Origin of the sequence: Bradyrhizobium australafricanum, assembly GCF_020329495.1 — a bacterium.
Taxonomy (GTDB): Bacteria; Pseudomonadota; Alphaproteobacteria; order Rhizobiales; family Xanthobacteraceae; genus Bradyrhizobium; species Bradyrhizobium australafricanum.
Genome location: NZ_JAGKJL010000096.1, coordinates 1 through 20,031, shown reverse-complemented (window position 1 = coordinate 20,031; position 20,031 = coordinate 1). Strand labels below are relative to the sequence as shown.

Genomic DNA, 20,031 nt, shown 5'->3' with positions numbered 1-20,031 from the left:
GCCGACGATCTTACGGCTGAAGAGGTCCATCACGGCCGCCAGGTACAGCCAGCCTTCCGCGGTCGGGATGTAGGTGATGTCGGCGAGCCAGACCCGATTCGGAGCAGGCGCCGTGAAGTCGCGCATGATCAGGTTCGGTGCGATCGGCAGGTCATGACGGCTGTCGGTGGTGCGAACCCGGCGTGGTGGCGCCATGATGGCTCGGATGCCATGCCGCTGCATCATCCGCTCGATCCGGCCACGGCTGGTGCCGCGTCCCTGCGACGTCAGAGCGGCATGGATTCGCGGACTGCCATAGTGTTGCTAAGTGCAAGAAGTTCGAAGCTGACGCGAAGTGGGGAGAGGCACACTGCGAGAGGAAAAGGCGGCAGTTCTGACTCAGCCGATGTCCGCTTGTTATCGAAGAGCGGCACAGCGACGGATGTTGCGCGAGGTCGCAGATGGGCCAGTGGACTAAACCGCTCGCGCGGTAGGACGCCGCGGCTGGCGGCACGGCCAAGACGATAGCGCAACGGGGCGTCCTGTCTTGAGATCGAGGGGTTGCAACAACCTCACTCGAGACAGGAGCATCCCCATGACCGACGAGGCAATGAGCCCGTTGCGCCGGCGCATGATCGAAGACATGACGATCCGCAAGTTGGCCCCGAAGACCCAACATGACTACGTGCAAAGGGTCAAGAACTTCGCCGCATTTCTCGGGCGATCACCGGATACGGCGACCTTCGAGGACGTGCGCCGCTATCAGCTACATCTGACGGCAAGCGGCGTTGGCGCGCCGACCATCAACCAGACCGTCTCGACGCTGCGGTTCTTCTTTCGGGTCACACTCAAGCGCCACGAGATCGTCGAGCATACCCATGTCATTCACGAGCCGCGCAAGCTGCCGGTGGTACTGAGCGTGGAGGAAGTGGCACGGCTGCTCGATGCCGCACCGGGGCTCAAATACAAGGCGGCGCTGAGCGCGGCCTACGGTGCCGGGCTGCGTGCCAACGAGGTCGTCTCGCTCAAGGTCTCCGATATCGACAGCAAGCGGATGATCATCCGCGTCGAGCAGGGCAAGGGCGGCAAGGACCGCAATGTCATGCTGTCGCCCAGCCTGCTCGCGCTGCTACGGGCCTGTGGAAGATGGCTCGGCCGCAAGGCTGGCTGTTCCCTGGCCGTGACCCGGCCCAGCCAATGACCACACGCCAGCTCAACCGTGCCTGCCACGCCGCCGCCCAGATGGCGGAGATCAACAAGCGCGTCTCGCTGCACACCTTGCGGCACAGCTTCGCCACCCACCTGCTTGAGCAGAACATCGACGTCCGCGTCATCCAGGTGCTGCTCGGCCACGCCAAGCTCGACACCACCGCGCTCTATACCCGCGTCGCCACCAAGACGATCAGCGAGGTCATGAGCCCGCTGGAGCATATCACGCTGAAGCTCAAGGAGGTCCGACCGCCCGGCTGACGGCGCTTGTGTCGCGCCCGGCCTTGGAGGTTGCGGATATTTTCCGCAGCCATGGCGTAGCATGGCGCAAAGCCCATGCCGGCCATGTCAGCCTCGACCAGTTGAAGGTGATGTCGGCGATCGAGCGCTGCCGCACGGTGGCGCTCGGCGGCCATGTCGCGCGCTGCGCGGACTGCGCCTACACGACGATCGCCTACAACTCCTGCCGCAACCGGCATTGCCCGAAGTGCCAAGGCGCCGCCGCAAAGGAGTGGCTCGCCGATCGCGAGGCCGAGCTGTTGCCCGTGCCGTACTACCACCTGGTGTTCACACTCCCAGGAGCGATCGCCGACATCGCCTACCAGAACAAGGCCGTCCTCTACGACCTGCTGTTCAAGGTCTCGGCCGAGACCATGCTGACGATCGCCGCCGATCCGAAGCATCTGGGGGCCAGGATCGGCATCACCTCCGTGCTGCACACCTGGGGCTCGGCGCTGACCCATCACCCCCACGTGCACATGATCGTGCCGGGCGGCGGCATCTCGCCCGATGGTCAGCGCTGGGTGTCCTGCCGGCCCGGATTCTTCCTCCCCGTGCGCGTGCTCTCCCGCCTGTTCCGGCGATTGTTCCTTCAGAAGCTCGTCGCCGCCCATCAAGCCGGCCGCCTGAGCTTCTTTGGCGACAACAGCCAGCTCGCTGATACCCCATGCTTCGCAGCCTTCCTGGCGCCGCTGCGCAAAACCAAGTGGGTCGTCTATGCAAAGCGTCCGTTCGGTGGACCGGAGGCGGTGCTGGCCTATTTGTCGCGCTACACCCACCGGGTTGCCATCGCCAACAGCCGCTTGATCGCTTGCGACCAGCAGGGCGTCACCTTCAAATGGAAGGACTACCGCATCGAGGGCCGCGATCGATACAGGCAGATGACGCTCGCCACAGACGAGTTCATCCGCCGCTTCCTCATCCACGTGCTGCCCAAGGGCCTTCACCGCATCCGCCATTACGGCCTGTTCGCCAAAGGCGCTTGCGCCGACAACATCGCACGCGTCCGCGAGCTGCTCACCGGTGCAAAGCCTGAAGCCAATCCCACCGCGGCTGCCGTCGACGCCAACAAGCCGGCTTGCCCATGCTGCGGCGGTCGCATGATCATCATCGAGGTCTTCGAGCGCGGTTGTACGCCACGGCATCGGCCGACAGCTCCAACGAACCGCATCAGGATCGACACCTCATGACCACGTCGCTGTCCTGCAAATCTATTCGTAGTGCTCGCTGCCTCTCGGCCAGCCACGGCAGAGCGCGCTCAGATATCCACCGCCCGCCACAACGCGCTCGACAATTTGTCGAGCTCGACACCACCCGCCGCGCATTCGCCAGCCGATTCACCCTCAAACACCTCGTTGCATCGGCTCGATTCAAATCAGCCAATTCGCCCGCGGCAGTCAAATCCCCATAGCGCCTGCGGCACCGCCTACGTTTCCCTTAAGCGCGGTTTCCTCCCTTGGAGGCTTTCGGACGCCGGCCGCCGAATGTGCCGCGCCGTCAGTCATGCGGCCGGCATCCGAAACCCTTCACACAAGGAGACCTCATGTCCCGGCAGGCGTGCTTCAACTCCCAAGGCTCGCGACGAACTGACGATGCTGTTCCAGCCATTCCGGGTGTTGGGTCGCGATAACTTGCACGCACACCGGAATGCATTCATCACAAATAGCAGCTGTGATTTCTCGGCCTTGCACATTCATTGAGGGCGCGACGATCATCGTCATAATCTCCGGCGACCCCTTTCCACAAAAAGAGCAGATTACATCTGAACTCATATTCGCTCCTCGTCCGTGTGCGGGATGGGCTTAGGCCCAGATGCTTAAGACGGCCACAGAGAACAGCGCAGGCGGCAGTCAGGTAATTGAAATGACAATTCGAGCATCCCAGTCGACAAACGAACGGGTCCAACGTCATCGTCAAACTCGGTCATGTCCCATCGCCCGCTACCGCAAACAATCCGGACGGCTTTCCCCTTCAAAAGCTCCGGCCTTTTGCTATAACTCAGTCTTATGAGTTCTCTGCTGATCGTGCCCACTACCCTTCGGATGTCTGCGTAAGCAGCCTTTCGCTCTGAGTTCACATCGATCCGTTGTTAGGGCGAGGTGCGTTTTGGATCACTCGCGACAGGAACGAAGCCAGCGGCAGGTGTTCATTCAAGAATTGCTCGTTCGGCTCATCATCGGGGCGCCCATCGTTGCGGTCGTGAAGAGAGTCTGGAGGCTGGCTACAGTGCGGCTTTTCAATTGAACTTGTAGCTGCCCTGAAAGAACGTCCCCCAGCGCTCCATGTTGTACTTCCCTGGCCCAGTGATCGTGCCCGGGCCAATGCAGCCGCTGCACGCGGACTCGCTGTCCTTTTTTGTCCACATTGCCCAATAACGGCCACCGACGCCGACGCTGAAATTGCAAGTGATAAAGTAGGACAACACGCCTTCAACCTGTACACCCCCGCCACCATTCCCGCGTTGATCATTGAAGGTGGTCGTCGGGCGCAAGAGATGGTGGTCACGACCGCTGAAATCGGTCCAGGGCAGGTAGGCGACATCGGTGTTTAAGCGCCAGCGCTCGGTCAGCATCGTTTCGGCGCTCAGGCCGAGACGAGGTGCATTCCACTGGGTATTCTGGCTGCCAATTATCCTGTCGTCGCCGGGCGACAAGCATGCAAACATTGGGTTGGCGATCTGGACGCATCCCGTCGAATCGGAGCTCTGGCCGTAAGAGGTCCAGCCGATGAATGCGCCGATCTTGTAGTTGGCGCTGTGCAGGAAATCGTATCCGGCATCAGCCGTGTAGTACGTGAATGTTCCGTTTGCCTGGCTTGATACGTTGTTGATGTAGGACAACCCGCGTTCGATGCCCCAATCTTCATTGTTGATGTTTCCTGTGTTGAGCGTCCGATGCCAATATTGCTTTTCAGGAATACTCCCCAGGGGCTGTCAAGACGGCCAAATAATTCCCCGGAAAGTCCGTCCAGTCCGTGATAGGTGAGCCTCGATATGAGAATGCTTGGGTCGGTAGGTTTATCAGCAGCACTGTGATCCCATTGGAATCTTCCTCGGCTGAGCCAGAGCCGAGAGCCGCCTTCGAACGACCAACCGGCCGTGTAAGCAATCGGCGCGCCGGCGGGTGCTTTCGCGTACAGCCGCGCATCGGACCCTTGCGCCGTCCACGGGTCGGCGCCAAAATGGTAGTTCAAGCCGATCTTTCCGATGTGATAGTTGCTGGAGAGGCTGGTTGTGTTCGCCGGAAGAATTGCGAACGGCGGATCCTGCACCGTCGGAGGCGTTGCGACGCTCGGCCCGCCGAAATGCAGATAGTTATACTCAGCTTTAACCGACCATGCAGGCGTAAGCGCTTGCTCGACGCCCAGCCCGATGGTGGCACCGACGCGACCATAGTCGAAATGGGCTTTCTCCTGTGGCCGATCGCCAAACTCGTAGTTATTGAAGACGTCGCCCCGATTGTTTTGCCAAGCGATGCCTCCCTTGAGATAGGCCAGCGTGCGGCCCAGCACGCCAAACGCGTAACCGATGCGACCGGTCCCGGTGGCAGAGACGTTGGGACCTGCCTTGCAGTTTGCGCTCACGACAAAGCCGGACGCAGCGAGGCAGGTATTGGTGCCGTCGGAGACGGCACCGCTGGCCTCGAGTTCGACACCAAACACCCGGTTGTTCGTCTGCCAATTGTAGCCGATCTGGCCACCGGCGAGAAACACTGGAGTGTCGACGACATCGCCATAGATGGACGGACCGTAGGGATTGCTGAAGGAGGTCTGTCCGTAGCCTCCGCCGACGTGCCCGCCAATATAGCCTCCGGACCAGTCCCACACCGCCGGTGGCAGTTTCACTTCTGGCTCAAGGTCTGCCGAATTAGCTACACCGCTCGCGACGAGCGCAATTGTCGTGGCTCCCAACAGAAGAACTCCAGCTCGCATCCAACACGTCCCTGCATTATCTCGGTCCACGACCGATCGCCCTTAACTTATCGCAGCAGCAAACCGTCGGGGCGGACCAGACGCTAACCGCGACGCAGGCCGTGTCCGCCCCGAAGACCATCGCACTGCGATTGGTGATGATGCCGTGACGAAGCAAGCTGCGTGCCGAATGGAATTGCGGGTTCTGCCGGCACTCCGGAAGAGTGTGTAGTGTCAAGCTGCTTACATTGTCTCAAGGCCGACAACCGGCGCTGCTAGCGTCCCACAGGACGTTGCGCAGCAGGAAGCCGCCTTTTGAACGGTTTTCTATGGCGCGCCAATGTGCGGGCCGTGCCTGATGCACGGCGTTTATGCTCCGCGTGGCTGCCGCGGTTACTTGTGCAGCTTCTGGGTGATTTCAACACCAGCCAGTGATAATCGCATTCGATTGTCGGAAGCGGCGCGACATCCAAGGTGGCTGCGGGTCAAAGGCAGCCCTCGGCAGCTTGCGGGCTCTGAGCTAAGGTCAGTCGCGGGCCATTCTCGGGCTCATGCATCGCAGCAAAGCAATCCCTATTCGATCACTCGGCGGGCGAGCACCGATGCCGGCGGATCGAGGCCGAGCGCCTTGGCGGTTTTCGATTGACCACCAGCCCGTACTTGGTCGGCGGTCTTCACCGGCAGATCAACTGGCTTCGCTCCAGCCCTTATGTGATACTCTTGTGACCCGTGGTCGGGGACCTGAGTTATGACGCTTCCGATTGCCTTCGGACGACATCGCTGAGCGAGACCTGCTGAGCCCTAGGTGTTTAGTCCCAAGCTTTGATGGTGCATTCTTATCGCACGATTCGAAGGATGCGCTATGGGACAAGTTCTACACGGCTGCGCCACCACGACGGAGGCTGTCCGTCGAGTAATACAAAATAGTCAAGAGAGCCTGAGAGGCCTCGCCAAGCGCTACGGGATCAACCAGAAGACTGTCGCGAAGTGGAAGCAGCGCGAGACCGTCGCTGATCGTTCGACTGGCCCCAAGGAAGCCAAGTCGACTGTCCTTTCCATCGAGGAGGAGGCGATCATCGTCGCTTTCCGACGGCACACGCTGCTGCCACTCGACGATTGCCTCTATGCGCTGCAGCCGACCATCCCGCATCTGACGCGGTCATCCCTGCATCGCTGCCTCCAGCGCCACGGCATCAGCCGATTGCCGGAGGTCGAAGGCGGCAAGCCCTCGAAGAAGAAGTTCAAGGCCTATCCGATCGGCTATTTCCACATCGACATCGCTGAGCTCCAGACCGCTGAAGGCAAGCTCTACCTCTACGTCGCCATCTGGTTACAGCGTCTGAGTTTACCGGCTCCCTCCATATCCGAGGGGTGTTTTTCGTTCGCCAACGTCTATATTGTCGCCGCATGGAACAAGACGAAAATGAAGGACTTGAGCGGCTCGCCGCCGCTGCTTTGGCGCGGGCGGCCGAGACAATCGCCGACATCTTCGAGACCACCGAGGAAGACGGCCCGGCCAAACTCTTACTGTCTGCGCTCACATTGGTCGTGAAATTCAGTTTACGGGAGCACGACCGCGTCGTGACCATTGGCCGAGATCACCGGCCACCGGATAACATCTCCGACAGCACCTCGCTCTATGTGACAAAGCCTACTACGACCGATGGCCTGCCCAAGCTCGCGGTTTGGGCTTATGACCACACCGGACGTTTACTCGGTCATGCCGGCTGGCGCCGTGCGGTCGTCGAGATTTACCCTGGGCCGCCCGAAGTCGTTACTGGCATTTTTGGAGGACGCGGGCGCAACATGAAGGAAGTTCACGAGATTCGCTTTACGCTAGCCGAACTGCGGAACGATCCTTGGGCCACAGCAAGCAAGATCCTGGATTGGGCTTCCTGGAGCTTCGGTTAGTTGGTTGCGGGAGCACGATTTGAACGCGTGGCTCCAAGTTTATAAGCCTAGCGAGCTACTACAATATTAAAGTCCGAAATTTCGGAAACTCTCCTCGCCAAGCTTACCCCCGAGGCGAGGCTAGGTTGTGACGAACCGGAGTGGAACCCGATGCAAAGAGCGCCGCGCGACATCGCCCCTACCGATGAGAGCTTGGCGTCTCACGATCGAGAGCACGCTGTCACCTATCTGCGGCTGCTAGAAGCCGACGCACAGCGCGCGGACTGGCGCGAGGTCGCGGAGATCGTATTGCGCATCAATCCCAAACGAGACCGGAGCGCGTCCGCCGGGCCTATGAGACACATCTCGCCCGCGCGAAGTGCATGGTCAATCAAGGCTACAAGCATCTGTTGCGCAATGGCTGGGCGAGCGAGCAGTAGTCACGAGTTAGGGCTCATGAAAAGTGCGGCCGCTGCCAGATTGCCACTGGCGAAACTGCCGTGGGCCACCCAATTTGTGATTGAAAGAAATTTTACAGATCGGAGATCGGAGATGCGCGCCGAGATTACTAAGGTCTTCATGGTTTCACTGGATACGTGGCAGGTAAACTACGACTTCGCTGGCGTGTCGCCTAGCATGACCGTTCGGGCATCGGATGCCGCCAGCGCACGATTGAAAGCGGAAAAAGAACTCGCACGTTATAACGTCAGATGATCGCCATGCGCCGGCCGTCCGGCGGTTGGCCACGATCTCCAAAGAGGAGCGTGACACGGTGAAGTCTTGCAAGAGACCGGCGATCCTGCGCCTCATGCGTATCGAAGAATGGTATCGCGCGCGGTTTGAGCGCGCACTCTATTGATGACGATCACCGGTGTGAATCTGGCGGTCGCCGCCGGAATCGTGGCGGCGATCGGCGACATCAGCCGGTTCAACAGCCCGCAGAAGCTGGTGAGCTATTTCGGGCTGAACCCGCGGGTGCGGCAGTCGGGACTGGGAGCCGCCCATCACGGCCGTATCAGCAAGATCGGCCGCAGTCATGCACGCGCCATGCTGGTCGAGGCGGCCTGAGCAGCGGCCAAGGCGCCCGGTCCACTGCATGCCTTTTTCGTGCGCATCCGCGCCCGGCGCGGCCATCAGATCGCAGCTCGGAAGCTCACTGTGCTCTGCTGGCATTCGTTGACGAAGGGCGAGGATTACCTGTGGGCGCGCCCGGCGCTGGAACAAGACCCGCGCGATGCAACTTCAAGCTGGACATCCGCAACAGAAAGGCAGCCGGCGTGGACCAGCCTATGCCTACAACATCAAGGCGCTGCGCGACCGTGAGATGTTGATTGCCGCCCAGGCGGAGCGAAGCTCGCAATGGAAACCGCGGAGGCCAAAACCCGGCGCGCGGGCGCCTCAGTTCGGCAGGACAAAATAGGCGGTCCGGTGACGCTTGCAGCCGACGCGTCACGCTTCGCCACGAGATCGCCCGCGCCCCACAACCATAATCGCGGCTGATGGCAAGTTCTAGCCAGGAATGCAGTCCCGTTCCACTGCCAGCGTGCCGCCGTGCTCGGGCCGGTCAAGGCAAGCCTTGCGGTGGCCGCAGATGCGGCCAGCCTTGACCGCCCCTGCGCGCGGCGGCTGCGAGGTCGGTGGCCAGGACGGAAGAATGGCCCGCAGCGCAGCCGAACAAAAGAATGGACTACAGCAATCTCCGCAATCATCGTCTCGGCCATGAAGAAATCGCTTGTCCATCTCATCCGTCGTCCACAGGTGTTTCCAGTGCTCGGCCGGCAAGTCGTGGAACGCCAGCAGGGTGTCCCGATCCTTGCTCAGGCAGTCGGCCATCCCGATCTCCTGCAACGCGCGTTTGCCCTTCAGGTAAAGGATCGGCAGCAGCGTCTCGATCGATTTCGAGCGGCGCATGTAGGGCGGCAGGATCGGACGGAGAGAACCGGATGCGGTCGGGGTCGGTAGCGTCCGCCTCGCGATCGCGTACACGCGGCTGGCGGACCGCGACCGGACCGATACCGGTCATCACCTCACGTTCCGGCAGGTCACCGTGGCGCACGGCGCGCTGGTGGCCGTCCGCGGTCTTCAAATCGGCATGCTTGCCGAGAAAGTCCGCGACCTCGGCCTCGACCGCCTGGGCCAACAGAGCACGCGCCCCATTGCGCAAGATTTCGGTGAGTTTATCGTCGACGTTTCCTGGCTGAATCAGCTTGATGATGTTATCTTTGGATACGGCATATCGCTCCTTCGGTGGAGAAGTGGAGGCGTCAAGCACCCCCATGATATGCCGCCTTTCCGATTCCCGCCGACACCAACTTTCAGCGATAGCTCCCTGCTCGTCTTGGCAATTTTTGCCGGAGACCTATCACCGGCGGACCTGATCAGACCCGCAGGTTTTCAGCGCTGCTCTTGCCACGCTTGGGGTCGACTTTGACTTCGTAAGAAACCTTTTGGCCTTCTGCCAAACCAGAGAGTCCAGCGCGTTCTACGGCGCTTATGTGAACAAAAATGTCGTTTCCGCCGTCATCTGGAGCGATAAATCCGTACCCTTTTTGATCATTAAACCACTTCACAGTACCTGTTGCCATACGCTCACTCCTTTTGCCGCCGCGCCCAGTCCGAGCGCTGGTGGGTAATGGTGCCGAGAAACAGAGCAACCGGCGTGCAGGAACGAAAATGCTGATCCTACAGGGATGGCGAGCATCGGGTCGACGACAATGGACGCAAAGCTGACAACCGCGTGCGACTGCCAACATTCTCAGGCTAGCTCAATCAGATGGGATTACGCGAAGGCAGCACACGGCGGGGTCGGTAGGTTCTGGAACGGCATGATGCGAGCGCCGTGTGCTGCGGTTGAAAGTGCTCGACCCGATTAGCTCGCATATAACCGGTTGTCTTAGACCGGTCGCGCAGCAAGTTGATGCCGGTGTCGTCGTATTCATCTGTACCAGTGCCAGGTCGATCACTCAACGTCCGCAACTCGACGCTGAGCCTCTGGACCCGCACCGGCGAGGCTCACCTTTCTATCTCTATTGAAGCATTCACTGCGCAAATTCTCTGGTGGCACACTCATTGCTAGTTAGGTCCCAGATCCCTGCCGGGGAAAAACGCGCATTAGTACTGGTAGCAAATCCTGCAATCGCCGTTGTGGGGATCGCGAGCTATCGCTCAAGCACTGTGGAGCCTACTTGATGCTCAGTTTCCTCGATTCGTTTGGCATTGAGCCGCAGATGGCGCACGAAGCGCGGCTGCTTGGCCGCGCAGACGTGGTCCGCCAAGCCCGCGACATGATCGCTCGCGTCACCTGCGAATGTTGACCGCCGCCCACAAGACCCAGTCGATCCAGTTGGCTACGGGCCGGCTCGATATCGCCGTGGACGAGGCGGCCTGGCCGCTGGACAGCCTTTGCGCGTTTGCGGCGCGCGAAAATCCGCGGCGGGGGTTCCTGGTCGTATCCCGCGTCCTAGGGCGCTATTTGCCCGCCACGCCGCAGATGATGCGGCAGAGCGCCCGCGATCTCGCGGCGCGGCTTCCTGACGATCTGCCGGGGCCGGTGCTCGTCGTCGGCCTGGCCGAGACCGCCGTGTGCCTTGCCCAGACGGTGCACGAGGAATTTCGCCTCGCAACGGGCCGGGTCGACATCTACTTCCTGCATTCGACGCGACAGCAACTGGATCATCCGTTGCTGTGCCGCTTCGAAGAACCGCACAGCCATGCCTCCGCGCATCTGATCTACAGGCCGGCGCTTCCGGAGCCGCGATCACTGGTATTGGTCGACGACGAGATCTCGACAGGAACGACCCTTTGCAACCTTGCCCAGGGGCTCGCCACTGCTTGGCCGCGGATCGAAGCGATGGCGGTAGCGACGCTGACCGACTGGTCGGCCGGCAAGGCGTGGCAAGCACGCATGCCGCGTCCCACGTGCATCGCGTCGCTGCTGCGCGGACGCACGGAGTGGACGCAGGAGACGACGACGGTGCTCAACAGCGCGTTCGATACCGCTGCCGCTTCACTCGGGCGCATGGCGACGCATCGTAATTTCGGTCGGCTGGGACTCGACCGGCCCGTCGTGCCCGAACCCGATACCGCTGTGCCCGAGATCCTCGGCCCACTGCGGATCATCGGAACCGGCGAGTTCACCTATCCCCCCTTCCTGCTGGCGGAACGCCTCGCAGAAGAAGGGCATGATGTCGTCGTGCAGGCGACCGGCCGAAGCCCCGCACTCCCCGGTGCCGCGATGGCGACTAAGCTCCGCTTTGCGGACAATTATGGAACGGGCGTGCCCAATTACCTCTACAATGCCGACCGCGTCGATGGACGCGCGAACTGGATCGCGCATGAGACCGGCGCGGCGACAATCGACCCCGGGCTGATTGCCGCTCTCCGTGCCGAACTGATCGGCTGGACGGCATGACGCGCACCATCGCCCTGGTCGATCTGGACGACACGCTGTTCCAGACGCTGCGCAAATGCCCGCCCGATTTGCCGGCCGACCGGTTGACGCCGCTGGGCTTCGCGCGCGACGGATCGCCGCTGAGCTATGCGACCCCGCGGCAGATGCAGTTCCTGGAATGGCTGGCCGATACGACGCATCTCGTCCCCGTCACCGCCCGCAGCCTGGACGCATTGCGGCGGGCGCGCATTCCATTCCGCGCAGCGGTGTGCGCGCATGGCGGCGTCGTGCTGGATGACAGCGGTCAGGTCGACCTGGACTGGGCTGCGACGATCGCCGACCGCGCCGCGCCCTTCGGTTCGCAGCTTGCTGGCCTGGCGGAGGCGATCAGGCGCATGGCGCGCGACCGCGGCATCGCGGTCAACGCCCGTGTGCTGGTCGAGGACGCGCTGCCGCTTTTCACCGTGGCCAAGCATGAAGATGCGGATGCCGCGGCACTTTTTGCGGTGGTCGACGCTGCCGTGCCGTCCTTGCCCAAGGGCTGGACGGACCACCGCAACGGCAACAACGTGGCGCTGACGCCACCCTATCTCGGCAAGGCCCATGCGGTGGCATATATCCTACCCGGCCTCCGCGCACGCTTCCCTGATGCGCCGGTGATCGGCATCGGCGACAGCCGCACCGATGCGCCCTTCATGGGCCTTTGCGATTTCGCCATGATGCCCACCCGTTCGCAGCTGGCCGGCGGCATGTTCCATGCGGACTGAGGTCGCGGCCCCGTTCTCGGGCAGCTACGACCCGGCCGACGTCACCTTCCTGCTCAAGCCAGTGGTAATGGCCCCGACTTCCGTCGCCGAAAAGGAGGCGGCGATCCAGTCCGGCCGCCACCACTATTCGGAGATGATCGCGCCGGAGAGGGTGCCGGACGACGGCTATCTAACCCTCTATCACGCCGCGCTTGCGCGGAACGGTGCCCGCCTAGCGCAGGATGTCGCCACCCTCGCTGCGCAGCTCGCCGCACGCAGGCCGGGCCGCGAGCTGGTAATCGTCTCCCTGGCGCGTGCGGGGACGCCGATCGGCGTCTTGCTCGCGCGGACCTTGCGGGCGCACGGACATCGCGCAGCCCATTATTCAATCAGCATTATCCGCGATCGGGGTGTCGACCGCGTCGCGCTCGCGCATATCGCCGGCCGGCACGATCCGCGCGACGCGGTGTTTGTCGATGGCTGGACCGGCAAGGGCGCGATTGCCGGCGAACTTCGCGCGGCCCTGGCCAATGCGCCATTTGGCTTCACACCGGACTTAGCCGTGATTGCTGACCCTGCAGGACAGGCAGACATCGCCGCGACGGCGGATGATTATCTGATCGCCTCGGGCTTGCTGAACGGCATCGTTTCGGGCCTGGTCAGTCGCTCGATCCTCAACGCCGCGTTGGTGGGGCCGGGCGATTTCCACGCCTGTGTCACCTACCCGCAATATGCCAATGTTGATCTCTCACGTGCCTTCGTGGACACGATCGCGCCGTTGGCCGCTGCGGTGATACCGCAACCGGTAGACGGGCAGGGCGCCCGCCGAGCGGCGCTGAAACAGGAATGCGAGACGATGATGCGGCAGTTGCTGGCGGAAAGCGGAACGCGTGACCGCAACCGGATCAAGCCCGGCATAGCCGAAGCGACGCGCGCCCTGCTGCGGCGGGTGCCGGAACGGCTGCTGGTTCGCGATTTCGAGGACGCCGATGTGGGGCACTTGCTCCATCTCGCCGCCGCGCATGCCATTCCGGTCGATACGCTGGGCGGGGAATCGCAGTATCGCGCGGTCGCAATTATCCGTAGCCTGGGCGACGACGCATGAGCCGGGTTTCCGCCCTCGCCCTTGGCGCCACCTTGTATATGCCTGCACCCGCGAGGATCTGGCCGATGCGTTGCTCGGCGCCAAGCGCGTGTTCGCCATCAGGGCCTGTGAGACAAACAGGGGGATTTTGCGGAGGGAGGATTTCTGGTTCATCGTAGCCGCCAGGAGCGAAGATGAAACAGAAATCCGGACCGGGCAAAGCGTCGGCAGACCAAGTGCTAAAGGACATTCGGCGCCAGACCCGCCGGCAGTATTCGGCGGAAGAGAAGATCCGCATCGTGCTGGAAGGATTGCGGAGCGAGGAGAACATCTCCGAGCTTTGCCGCCGAGAAGGCATTGCCGCCTCGATGTATTACGGCTGGTCCAAGGAGTTTCTCGAGGCCGGCAAACGCCGCCTGGCCGGGGACACGGCACGAGCTGCGACCTCCGGCGAGGAGGCCGTAGCCGATCTGACGCTGGAGAACCGTCTGCTCAAAAAAGTATCAACGGAGATGGGGAGGACGAGGCATGAGGTATCCCGGCTCAGAGAAGGCCGAGATCATCCATTTGGTCGAGCAATCGCACCTTCCGGCCAAGCGCACACTGGACACGCTCGGGATCCCGCGCGCCACATTCTATCCCTGGTATGATCGCTACCCCGAGGGAGGCGTCGGAGGCGCTGGCCGATCATCGGTCTCGACCAGGCCGGGTCTGGAACGGTATCCCGGACGATGTGCGGGGCCAGATTATCGACCTGGCGCTAGAGTTACCTGAGCTGTCGCAACGCGAGTTGGCCGTGCGGTTCACCGACGAACGAAAGTACTTTGTCTCCGAAGCGTCGGTCTATCGGCTGCTGAAGGCGCATGACCTCATTACCAGCCCGGCCTATGTGGTGATCAAGGCCGCGAACGAGTTCAAGGACAAGACGACGGCCGTCAACCAGCTCTGGCAGACCGACTTCACCTACCGTGCGCCTCGCCCCAGATTTGGGGAAGCGCGTATGACTGGAATGCAAAAGGGAAAGGAGGAAGAAAAAAGCACGCATTCGGCCAGCACCCCGGGCAGTCGCGCCGGTCTGCCGCGGCGCCTCAGGCAGCAGCCGCTTTGGACTGTTAGGTCGCCTTCCAATTCCACGGGAGCAGGTCGGCGACTCTGTTGACGGGGTGATCTGGAAGCCTGGCCAACGCGTCAGCGAGCCAGACTTGCGGATCAACGTCGTTCATCTTGCAGGTTTATGCCGCCCGCCGAACTATGCCGAACGGGTTTGGTATGGCGCGCCGTTGTCACGCTGGCACGCGTCGATTGCGTGCACGGCAGCCCCACTCCATTCGGCATAGTCTGGCGTTCAGAGCGCCTCCAGAAAGGCGAGCAGGCGGTCGTTCGGCTGGAAGCGGGTTCGCTTGCCGCGCTCGTACGGCTTGAGCTTCGCCAGGGCAGCTCCCTTGAGTGCGAGGTGGGCGTGCAGGTACGTCTGCGTCGTCTCGACCGATTCATGACCGAGCCATAGCGCGATCACAGAACAGTCGACGCCGGCTTGCAGCAGTTCCATCGCAGCGCTGTGCCTCAGCACGTGCGGCGACACGCTCTTGGCCTTCAAAGATGGGCAACTCTTGTGAGCGACACGAACATGCTTTCCCAACAGGGACTGGACGCTGTCGGCACTGAGCCGGCCCCCGTGCACGTTCGGGACCAACGCTGTTGCTCCTTTCCGCAACGGTTCCTTGAGCCATGCCTGGAGCGCACACCGAGCGAGTGTGGTCAGCGGAGTGGTCCGCTCCTTCCTCCGTTTACCGACGCATCGCACGTGTGCGCCAGACCCGAGGTGGACGGCATCCCGGTCAAGGCCAGTCAGCTCTGAGAGGCGTAAGCCCGTCTGGGCCGCGACCAGCAGCAAGGTGTGATCGCGGCGGCCAAGCCACGTCGTTCGATCGGGCGCGGCGAGAACCGCCTCGATCTCGGGGCGCGTCAGGAAGTGCACCTGTTGCTTGTCGTGACGCTTGCTCGGTATGGCGAGCACGCGCTGGATCAGCGCACTGTGTGCCGGTTCCTCGAAGGACACGAACCTGAAGAAGGATCGGATGGCCGTCAGACGCAGGTTACGCGTCTTCGCACTGGCGCCGCGCGTTACCTCGAGATCGGTGAGGAACGCGCCGATGAACGTTGCATCCAGATCGGCGAGCGTCAGGACCGATGGGGACTTACCTCCCATCGCCGATCGAGACGCCGCGCCGCTTCTTCCATCAACTCGGGGCAGGCCGAGAGATACCAGTAAGTATCGCGCACGCAGGCGTGGCCGAGGTAAGTGGAGAGCACTGGGAGTTGTTGCTCGACGTCCTTGCCTTCGCGATACCAGTCGAGCAGCGTCCGGATGGCGAAGCGATGACGGAAGTCATGCACGCGTGGCCCGGTACGATCACCTGGGCGCCGCAGCCCGATCTCTCGGGACAATCGCCAGAAGACGCGATGAACGTACTGGTGCAGCAAGCGGCCTCCCTGTTCGGCAACGAAGAAGGTCGAGCCGCAGCGTGATCCGAGCATCGCGTCGCGCCGGTGGGCGTAGTCGCGCAGCGCGGTTCTCGCCGTCGGATGCAATGGCACGAGCCGCGACTTGCCGAACTTGGTCAGCCGGACCGTCAGCACGCCGGCGTCGAGGTCGACGTCATCACGCTCCCGGCCCATCGCCTCGGATATACGCATGCCCGTCACCGCGATCAGCCCGAACAGGGTATGGTAGGTCCATCGGCGCAGCCCGCCCGCTGGCGGCAGAGCCAGCGCTGCCGTCAGCAACGCATTGATCTCCGCGTCGCTGTAGACATAGGGCTTGGCGCGCTTCCATCCGGGCAGCATGCCGACGGGCGGCACCTCCGTTCTCGGATCGAAGTTGGCGACATGGCGCGCGAACCCGCGCACGTCGCTCAATCGCAGCGCCCAGGATGCATGACGATCGGGCGGCAGCGTTGCCCATTCCATTGCCAGCTTCGTCGTGATGATCCTGGCCTTGCGCTTCTCCATGAAGGCGACGAAGTCGGCGAGCCGACGGGTCTGGTGCTCGTACTTGTAGCCAAACCCCTTGCGCATGCTCAGGTATTTATCGAGTGCGGAGCGCAGATTGGTCATTGCACGCCTCCCGGCCAGGGCAGGCTCAATGTTCTCAACGCATCGATATCGACCTTCGCGTAAATCCGGGTAGTGTCGTGGTTCTCGTGCCGCAGCAACTGTCCGATCTCCGACAAGGGCGCGCCAGATCGGAGAAGCTCGGTAGCGAGACTGTGTCGGAAGATATGGGCGCCGCGGTGTGCGCAACCGTCGATTCTAACGCGATCGAGGGCGGCCTTGGCGATCATGGTGATCGCACATCCGGAAGCAAACCCGATGTGCGGCGCGAGTGTGCGGACGAACAGCCGTCGGCAGGACGACTTTGGGCGGCCATTGCGCAGATATGCAACGATGGCCGCGCCAATGTCTGGCGGTATCGGCATTCGTGCACGCTGTCGGCCCTTGGCGCGAACGAGTATCTCGCTGGCGCGCCAGTCGATATCATCAAGGGTGAGCGTCGCGACCTCGTCGGCCCGCAGGCCGAGCTTGGCCAGCAACAACAGAATGGCGTAGTCCCGCCGTCCCATCACCGTCTCTCGGTCGCAACCGTCGAGAGCCTTCCGCACCTGTGCAGCAGGCAGATAGGTCGGCAGAGTTGCGAGCTTCCATCGCCGCATCGATGGAACGCAATCCGCCAACGGGCGCGCGTTCAGCCCCCGATGGTGGAGGTAACGAAGAAAGGCGCGCAACGACCAGCGCATCGCCTTGCCTGTTCCCGGGCTCCAATCCTGGGCGTGGCGCTCAACGTAGCGGATCACGTCTTCTTGGCTGATCTTGCAGAGGGCGGCGGCGCCACCGCGGCACACCTCGTGCAGGAATCTGCGGATGACCGGGAGATGGCGGACGATGGACCTCGGGGCCAAGCCGCGCTCTGATCGCAGGTAGGCATCGAACTCCTTGAAGATCTGTTCGTGCGAGGTGAGAGGCAGTAGCACCAACGGCGCGATCGCGCCTTCCGCGCGCAGCACCGAGAACCATCGCTTGAGCGCGGCTCGGTCACCGGGTTGGATAGACTGCCTCCCGCCTCGATGTCGGAGGTACCGCTCAACGACCTGTTCATCGAGATTGACCAGCTTGTAGCGACGGCCGGCGATCCAACTCAGGAGCCCGCTGACCACGTTGAGGCAACGCCACGCGCCATGCCGAACGAGCCTCTCTTCGACGAGATGAGTGGCGTAGCGCTCGACGAGTTGTCCGTGCGGCCCGCTTCTGAGACGCCGGTACAGCCGGCTGCTGCCCAAGTACTCTTCAACTTCCATCTTCCTGTTCTCCGCTGTTGAAAGCGGAGGCACAGAACGAACTATGCCGAACGGACCAAACGCCGGTTAGCGAGAAATCTGGGGAAAACGACCCAACTCGGCATAGTTCGGCGGGCCGCATAAACGGCCCTATGCCGCGCTCGGCATAGGCAGGTCTCAATGAGCGAAGCCAGCAATGCCCAATTCTCGGCACCTTCGTCGCAACCGGCAAAAAGGGAGTTCTTGGCATTGAGCTTGATCGGCCGCATCGCTCGCTCGACCGCATTGGTGTGTGTGCCTTGCAAGGCGCACTGTTCTCCCTGGTGGAAACCCAGGCCGGCTAACTCTCGCTCCAGCCGGAAGTATTCGGGGCGGGTCAGGAGGCGACGAATGACCTGAAGCACTCCGAAAATGTGCCCTTTCGAGGGTCGACGGTCCGCGCGGGCCGCAACGTGAGTGAACATTGAGCAGGCCTCGAAATGTCGTTGTGGGAGCCGACCCGCCATTCTAACGGGGAAAGCCGATGCCGTGGGGGAAGCGAGCGAGAAACGCACCCCAAGGTCCCACCGGGGTAGTGATGGCAGCACGCGCGGGACATGGACAGTGAGCAACAAGGGAAGTCTGCCGCCGTGGGTGGGCACAAGCCGACATCCAACGACGAACCCGTGAGGGCCAGCGTCGGCGGTAGCAGATGGCGGATGGGTTCGTAGTGTGCGCTGGGCAGCGCATGAGTCAGGAGGGTTCAAGTCCCTCCGGCGCTCGAATGAGGGGCGCCGTATCCAAAGGTGGGGGTAATGCCTCGCCGGCCAGCGGTGGAAGCCGGTGGAGGACAGGGTGTCCGGAGCGATCCGGAATCCGAAGGGTTTGAGGAGAAGTATCGGGCTGCAATCAATGGGGGCTACCCCGACGATGAACAGGTCGGCCAAAGATGGGGCAAGGTCGAGCCCGCACTATGGGGGCGAAGGCGTTACTCATTCACCCATCGAACCAAGGTGTTTGCTGACGGCACGATACGGAAGATTCATGCGTGACCCCAGGAGACCTGCATAGGTCCCGGCCCATCAAGCCGGGTAAGCAACCCTATAAGCGCAAGCGAAGTGGGAAAGCGAGGCTCATGCAGGAGTCGGAGAACGGAGTAGTACCTGAAGCGCGAGACGAACAACTCGCGTGACCGGAAACGGCGAACCGAGAGTGGTTCGGGGAAGGACGTTCGTGAACGGATCGAGCGAGGATGCATCGAGGATGAGAAAGGAGCGTGAAGATGGAAAGTTCCCTTTGTGAAAAACCCGAACGTCACGCTTCCAGGAGACTGTCCGATCATCTGGTGCTCGAAGGTCAGAAGCAGAAGGTCCACTCTCTGGTGGACAAAGTCTACTCACGCAAGAACTTGAAGCTTGCGTGGGAGCGCGTTCGCGCCAATCAGGGTGCAGGCGGCACAGATGGGGTGACGATCGGAGAATTTGAGGCCGAGCTGGATGCGAATCTGGAGCGGCTCCATCGCGAGCTCCGAGAGAGGACCTATCGGCCGCAAGCCGTGCGACGACTGGAGATTCCGAAAAGAGGGGCTCCCGGCAAGACAAGACCTCTCGGCATACCTTCGGTCTACGACCGGGTCTGCCAGCAGGCGCTGGTAAATCGCCTGGAGCCGATCTTTGAGAAGGTCTTTGATCCGAGCAGCTTTGGGTATCGCAAGGGTCGCAAGACCGCCGATGCCCTGGCCAAGATCTGGCGCGAAGTGGAGGCTGGAAACGAGTGGATCGTGGATGCGGACCTGAAAGACTACTTCGGGTCCGTGGATCACGAGAAACTCATGGCTCTCCTCGGAAAGCAAATCGCCGACAGCGGCGTGTTGAAGCTCATTCAACAGATGCTGAAGGCGGGCTACGAAGCAAAGGGTCAGCGGTTCGAGACGCTGCGTATTTCGCAAAAACGGGACAGCGGTTTCGCTAACTGACGGACAGCAGTTTCGCTAAATCGCGGACAGCGTGGCGGCGCTGGCTTTTGGTTGCCTGGTTGTTGAAGTCAGTTGGTATTCGTTTCGCTGTTTTCGACGTCGGTCAAGGGGCGCGCGGCTTTTTTCCTTCGCATGCTGTCGCCTTCGAGGGCGATACGGTGGGAGTTGTGGATGATCCGGTCGAGGATAGCATCTGCGATGGTTGGCTCGCCGATCATGTCGTGCCATTGGGCAACGGGCAGCTGAGCGGTAATCAA

Annotated in this window: 17 protein-coding genes and 7 pseudogenes; 12 read left to right on the top strand and 12 right to left on the bottom strand. The window is 61.9% G+C overall.

The features are described from left to right. Positions 1-297 (bottom strand): annotated as a pseudogene (locus tag J6525_RS42850) (DDE-type integrase/transposase/recombinase); the annotation flags it as partial. 277 nt (positions 298-574) lie between these two features. Between J6525_RS42850 and J6525_RS42845 the strand changes: the two are divergent. Both J6525_RS42845 and J6525_RS42840 read left to right on the top strand, forming a co-directional pair. Further along, a pseudogene (locus tag J6525_RS42845) lies at positions 575-1,449 on the top strand (tyrosine-type recombinase/integrase). Between the two features lie 8 nt (positions 1,450-1,457). Further along, the gene (locus tag J6525_RS42840; protein ID WP_225649171.1) at positions 1,458-2,657 is read left to right on the top strand and encodes an IS91 family transposase; all 1,200 of its coding nucleotides are present in this window, start codon (positions 1,458-1,460) and stop codon (positions 2,655-2,657) included. 372 nt (positions 2,658-3,029) lie between these two features. On the opposite strand, the gene J6525_RS42835 is transcribed toward J6525_RS42840, so the two are convergent. From J6525_RS42835 to J6525_RS42825, 3 genes are all read right to left on the bottom strand, one after another. Further along, positions 3,030-3,182, bottom strand: a complete 153-nt coding sequence (locus J6525_RS42835; protein WP_210254774.1) for a hypothetical protein — start codon at positions 3,180-3,182, stop codon at positions 3,030-3,032. Positions 3,183-3,703: 521 nt separating this feature from the next. Continuing rightward, complete coding sequence (locus J6525_RS42830) at positions 3,704-4,039, bottom strand: hypothetical protein (RefSeq protein ID WP_225649170.1); 336 nt, start codon at positions 4,037-4,039, stop codon at positions 3,704-3,706. A gap of 56 nt (positions 4,040-4,095) precedes the next feature. After that, positions 4,096-5,376 (bottom strand): outer membrane protein, encoded by a 1,281-nt coding sequence (locus tag J6525_RS42825; RefSeq protein ID WP_225649169.1) that lies wholly within the window; start codon positions 5,374-5,376, stop codon positions 4,096-4,098. A gap of 862 nt (positions 5,377-6,238) precedes the next feature. Between J6525_RS42825 and J6525_RS42820 the strand changes: the two are divergent. The 4 genes and pseudogenes from J6525_RS42820 to J6525_RS47760 form a co-directional block, all read left to right on the top strand. Beyond that, positions 6,239-6,703, top strand: a pseudogene (locus J6525_RS42820) (transposase family protein); the annotation flags it as partial. 80 nt (positions 6,704-6,783) lie between these two features. Further along, positions 6,784-7,287 carry a hypothetical protein gene (locus tag J6525_RS42815; protein WP_225649172.1) on the top strand — a complete coding sequence of 168 codons (504 nt, stop codon included), beginning with the start codon at positions 6,784-6,786 and terminating at the stop codon, positions 7,285-7,287. Between the two features lie 435 nt (positions 7,288-7,722). Then, entirely contained in the window at positions 7,723-7,980 is a 258-nt protein-coding gene (locus J6525_RS42805; protein WP_141343417.1) for a hypothetical protein, read from the top strand. Positions 7,981-8,124: 144 nt separating this feature from the next. Then, positions 8,125-8,334, top strand: coding sequence for a transposase (locus J6525_RS47760; protein WP_376708646.1), 210 nt, complete (start codon positions 8,125-8,127; stop codon positions 8,332-8,334). Positions 8,335-9,123: 789 nt separating this feature from the next. Here J6525_RS47760 and J6525_RS42795 read toward each other — a convergent pair. Together J6525_RS42795 and J6525_RS42790 are read right to left on the bottom strand one after the other, a co-directional pair. Then, a pseudogene (locus J6525_RS42795) lies at positions 9,124-9,544 on the bottom strand (transposase); the annotation flags it as partial. 100 nt (positions 9,545-9,644) lie between these two features. Continuing rightward, positions 9,645-9,851: a cold-shock protein gene (locus tag J6525_RS42790; RefSeq protein WP_225649168.1), complete on the bottom strand. Its 207-nt coding sequence runs from the start codon at positions 9,849-9,851 to the stop codon at positions 9,645-9,647. A gap of 603 nt (positions 9,852-10,454) precedes the next feature. Here J6525_RS42790 and J6525_RS47145 point away from each other — a divergent pair. The 5 genes and pseudogenes from J6525_RS47145 to J6525_RS42770 form a co-directional block, all read left to right on the top strand. Beyond that, complete coding sequence (locus tag J6525_RS47145) at positions 10,455-10,580, top strand: hypothetical protein (RefSeq protein WP_259245253.1); 126 nt, start codon at positions 10,455-10,457, stop codon at positions 10,578-10,580. Then, a complete protein-coding gene (locus tag J6525_RS42785) occupies positions 10,574-11,677 on the top strand; it encodes a phosphoribosyltransferase domain-containing protein (protein ID WP_225649167.1) in 1,104 nt (367 codons plus the stop codon). Before J6525_RS47145 ends, J6525_RS42785 begins: the two co-directional genes overlap by 7 nt. Beyond that, a complete protein-coding gene (locus tag J6525_RS42780; protein WP_225649166.1) occupies positions 11,674-12,423 on the top strand; it encodes an HAD family hydrolase in 750 nt (249 codons plus the stop codon). Before J6525_RS42785 ends, J6525_RS42780 begins: the two co-directional genes overlap by 4 nt. Next, a complete protein-coding gene (locus J6525_RS42775) occupies positions 12,413-13,507 on the top strand; it encodes a cysteine protease StiP domain-containing protein (protein WP_225649165.1) in 1,095 nt (364 codons plus the stop codon). Before J6525_RS42780 ends, J6525_RS42775 begins: the two co-directional genes overlap by 11 nt. 173 nt (positions 13,508-13,680) lie before the next feature. Then, positions 13,681-14,453, top strand: a pseudogene (locus tag J6525_RS42770) (transposase); the annotation flags it as partial. Positions 14,454-14,598: 145 nt separating this feature from the next. On the opposite strand, the pseudogene J6525_RS42765 reads toward J6525_RS42770, so the two are convergent. The 5 genes and pseudogenes from J6525_RS42765 to J6525_RS47755 all read right to left on the bottom strand — a co-directional run. Next, positions 14,599-14,718: pseudogene (locus J6525_RS42765) on the bottom strand (transposase domain-containing protein); the annotation flags it as partial. 113 nt (positions 14,719-14,831) lie between these two features. Next, the gene (locus J6525_RS42760; protein ID WP_225649164.1) at positions 14,832-15,695 is read right to left on the bottom strand and encodes a tyrosine-type recombinase/integrase; all 864 of its coding nucleotides are present in this window, start codon (positions 15,693-15,695) and stop codon (positions 14,832-14,834) included. Beyond that, positions 15,668-16,603 carry a tyrosine-type recombinase/integrase gene (locus J6525_RS42755; protein WP_225649163.1) on the bottom strand — a complete coding sequence of 312 codons (936 nt, stop codon included), beginning with the start codon at positions 16,601-16,603 and terminating at the stop codon, positions 15,668-15,670. Before J6525_RS42755 ends, J6525_RS42760 begins: the two co-directional genes overlap by 28 nt. Continuing rightward, on the bottom strand, positions 16,600-17,841 hold the full coding sequence (locus J6525_RS42750; RefSeq protein ID WP_225649162.1) for a tyrosine-type recombinase/integrase: 1,242 nt from the start codon (positions 17,839-17,841) through the stop codon (positions 16,600-16,602). The genes J6525_RS42755 and J6525_RS42750 overlap by 4 nt, the downstream gene beginning before the upstream one ends. A 149-nt stretch (positions 17,842-17,990) precedes the next feature. Further along, a pseudogene (locus J6525_RS47755) lies at positions 17,991-18,110 on the bottom strand (IS66 family transposase); the annotation flags it as partial. Between the two features lie 971 nt (positions 18,111-19,081). Between J6525_RS47755 and J6525_RS42740 the strand changes: the two are divergent. Continuing rightward, entirely contained in the window at positions 19,082-19,774 is a 693-nt protein-coding gene (locus J6525_RS42740; RefSeq protein ID WP_225649161.1) for a reverse transcriptase domain-containing protein, read from the top strand. A 68-nt stretch (positions 19,775-19,842) separates the two neighbouring features. Here J6525_RS42740 and J6525_RS42735 read toward each other — a convergent pair. Next, positions 19,843-20,031 (bottom strand): ATP-binding protein (locus J6525_RS42735; protein WP_170991852.1); only part of this gene is annotated, 189 nt, incomplete at its 5' end.

Excerpts from the sequence above, each read along its gene's own strand:
- J6525_RS42835 (WP_210254774.1), bottom strand. The coding sequence starts at position 3,182 with ATGATCGTCGCGCCCTCAATGAATGTGCAAGGCCGAGAAATCACAGCT.
- J6525_RS42830 (WP_225649170.1), bottom strand. The coding sequence starts at position 4,039 with ATGCTGACCGAGCGCTGGCGCTTAAACACCGATGTCGCCTACCTGCCC.
- J6525_RS42815 (WP_225649172.1), top strand. The coding sequence starts at position 6,784 with ATGGAACAAGACGAAAATGAAGGACTTGAGCGGCTCGCCGCCGCTGCT.
- J6525_RS42805 (WP_141343417.1), top strand. The coding sequence starts at position 7,723 with ATGAAAAGTGCGGCCGCTGCCAGATTGCCACTGGCGAAACTGCCGTGG.
- J6525_RS47760 (WP_376708646.1), top strand. The coding sequence starts at position 8,125 with ATGACGATCACCGGTGTGAATCTGGCGGTCGCCGCCGGAATCGTGGCG.
- J6525_RS42790 (WP_225649168.1), bottom strand. The coding sequence starts at position 9,851 with ATGGCAACAGGTACTGTGAAGTGGTTTAATGATCAAAAAGGGTACGGA.
- J6525_RS47145 (WP_259245253.1), top strand. The coding sequence starts at position 10,455 with ATGCTCAGTTTCCTCGATTCGTTTGGCATTGAGCCGCAGATGGCGCAC.
- J6525_RS42785 (WP_225649167.1), top strand. The coding sequence starts at position 10,574 with ATGTTGACCGCCGCCCACAAGACCCAGTCGATCCAGTTGGCTACGGGC.
- J6525_RS42780 (WP_225649166.1), top strand. The coding sequence starts at position 11,674 with ATGACGCGCACCATCGCCCTGGTCGATCTGGACGACACGCTGTTCCAG.
- J6525_RS42775 (WP_225649165.1), top strand. The coding sequence starts at position 12,413 with ATGCGGACTGAGGTCGCGGCCCCGTTCTCGGGCAGCTACGACCCGGCC.
- J6525_RS42760 (WP_225649164.1), bottom strand. The coding sequence starts at position 15,695 with ATGGGAGGTAAGTCCCCATCGGTCCTGACGCTCGCCGATCTGGATGCA.
- J6525_RS42755 (WP_225649163.1), bottom strand. The coding sequence starts at position 16,603 with ATGACCAATCTGCGCTCCGCACTCGATAAATACCTGAGCATGCGCAAG.
- J6525_RS42750 (WP_225649162.1), bottom strand. The coding sequence starts at position 17,841 with ATGGAAGTTGAAGAGTACTTGGGCAGCAGCCGGCTGTACCGGCGTCTC.
- J6525_RS42740 (WP_225649161.1), top strand. The coding sequence starts at position 19,082 with ATGGAAAGTTCCCTTTGTGAAAAACCCGAACGTCACGCTTCCAGGAGA.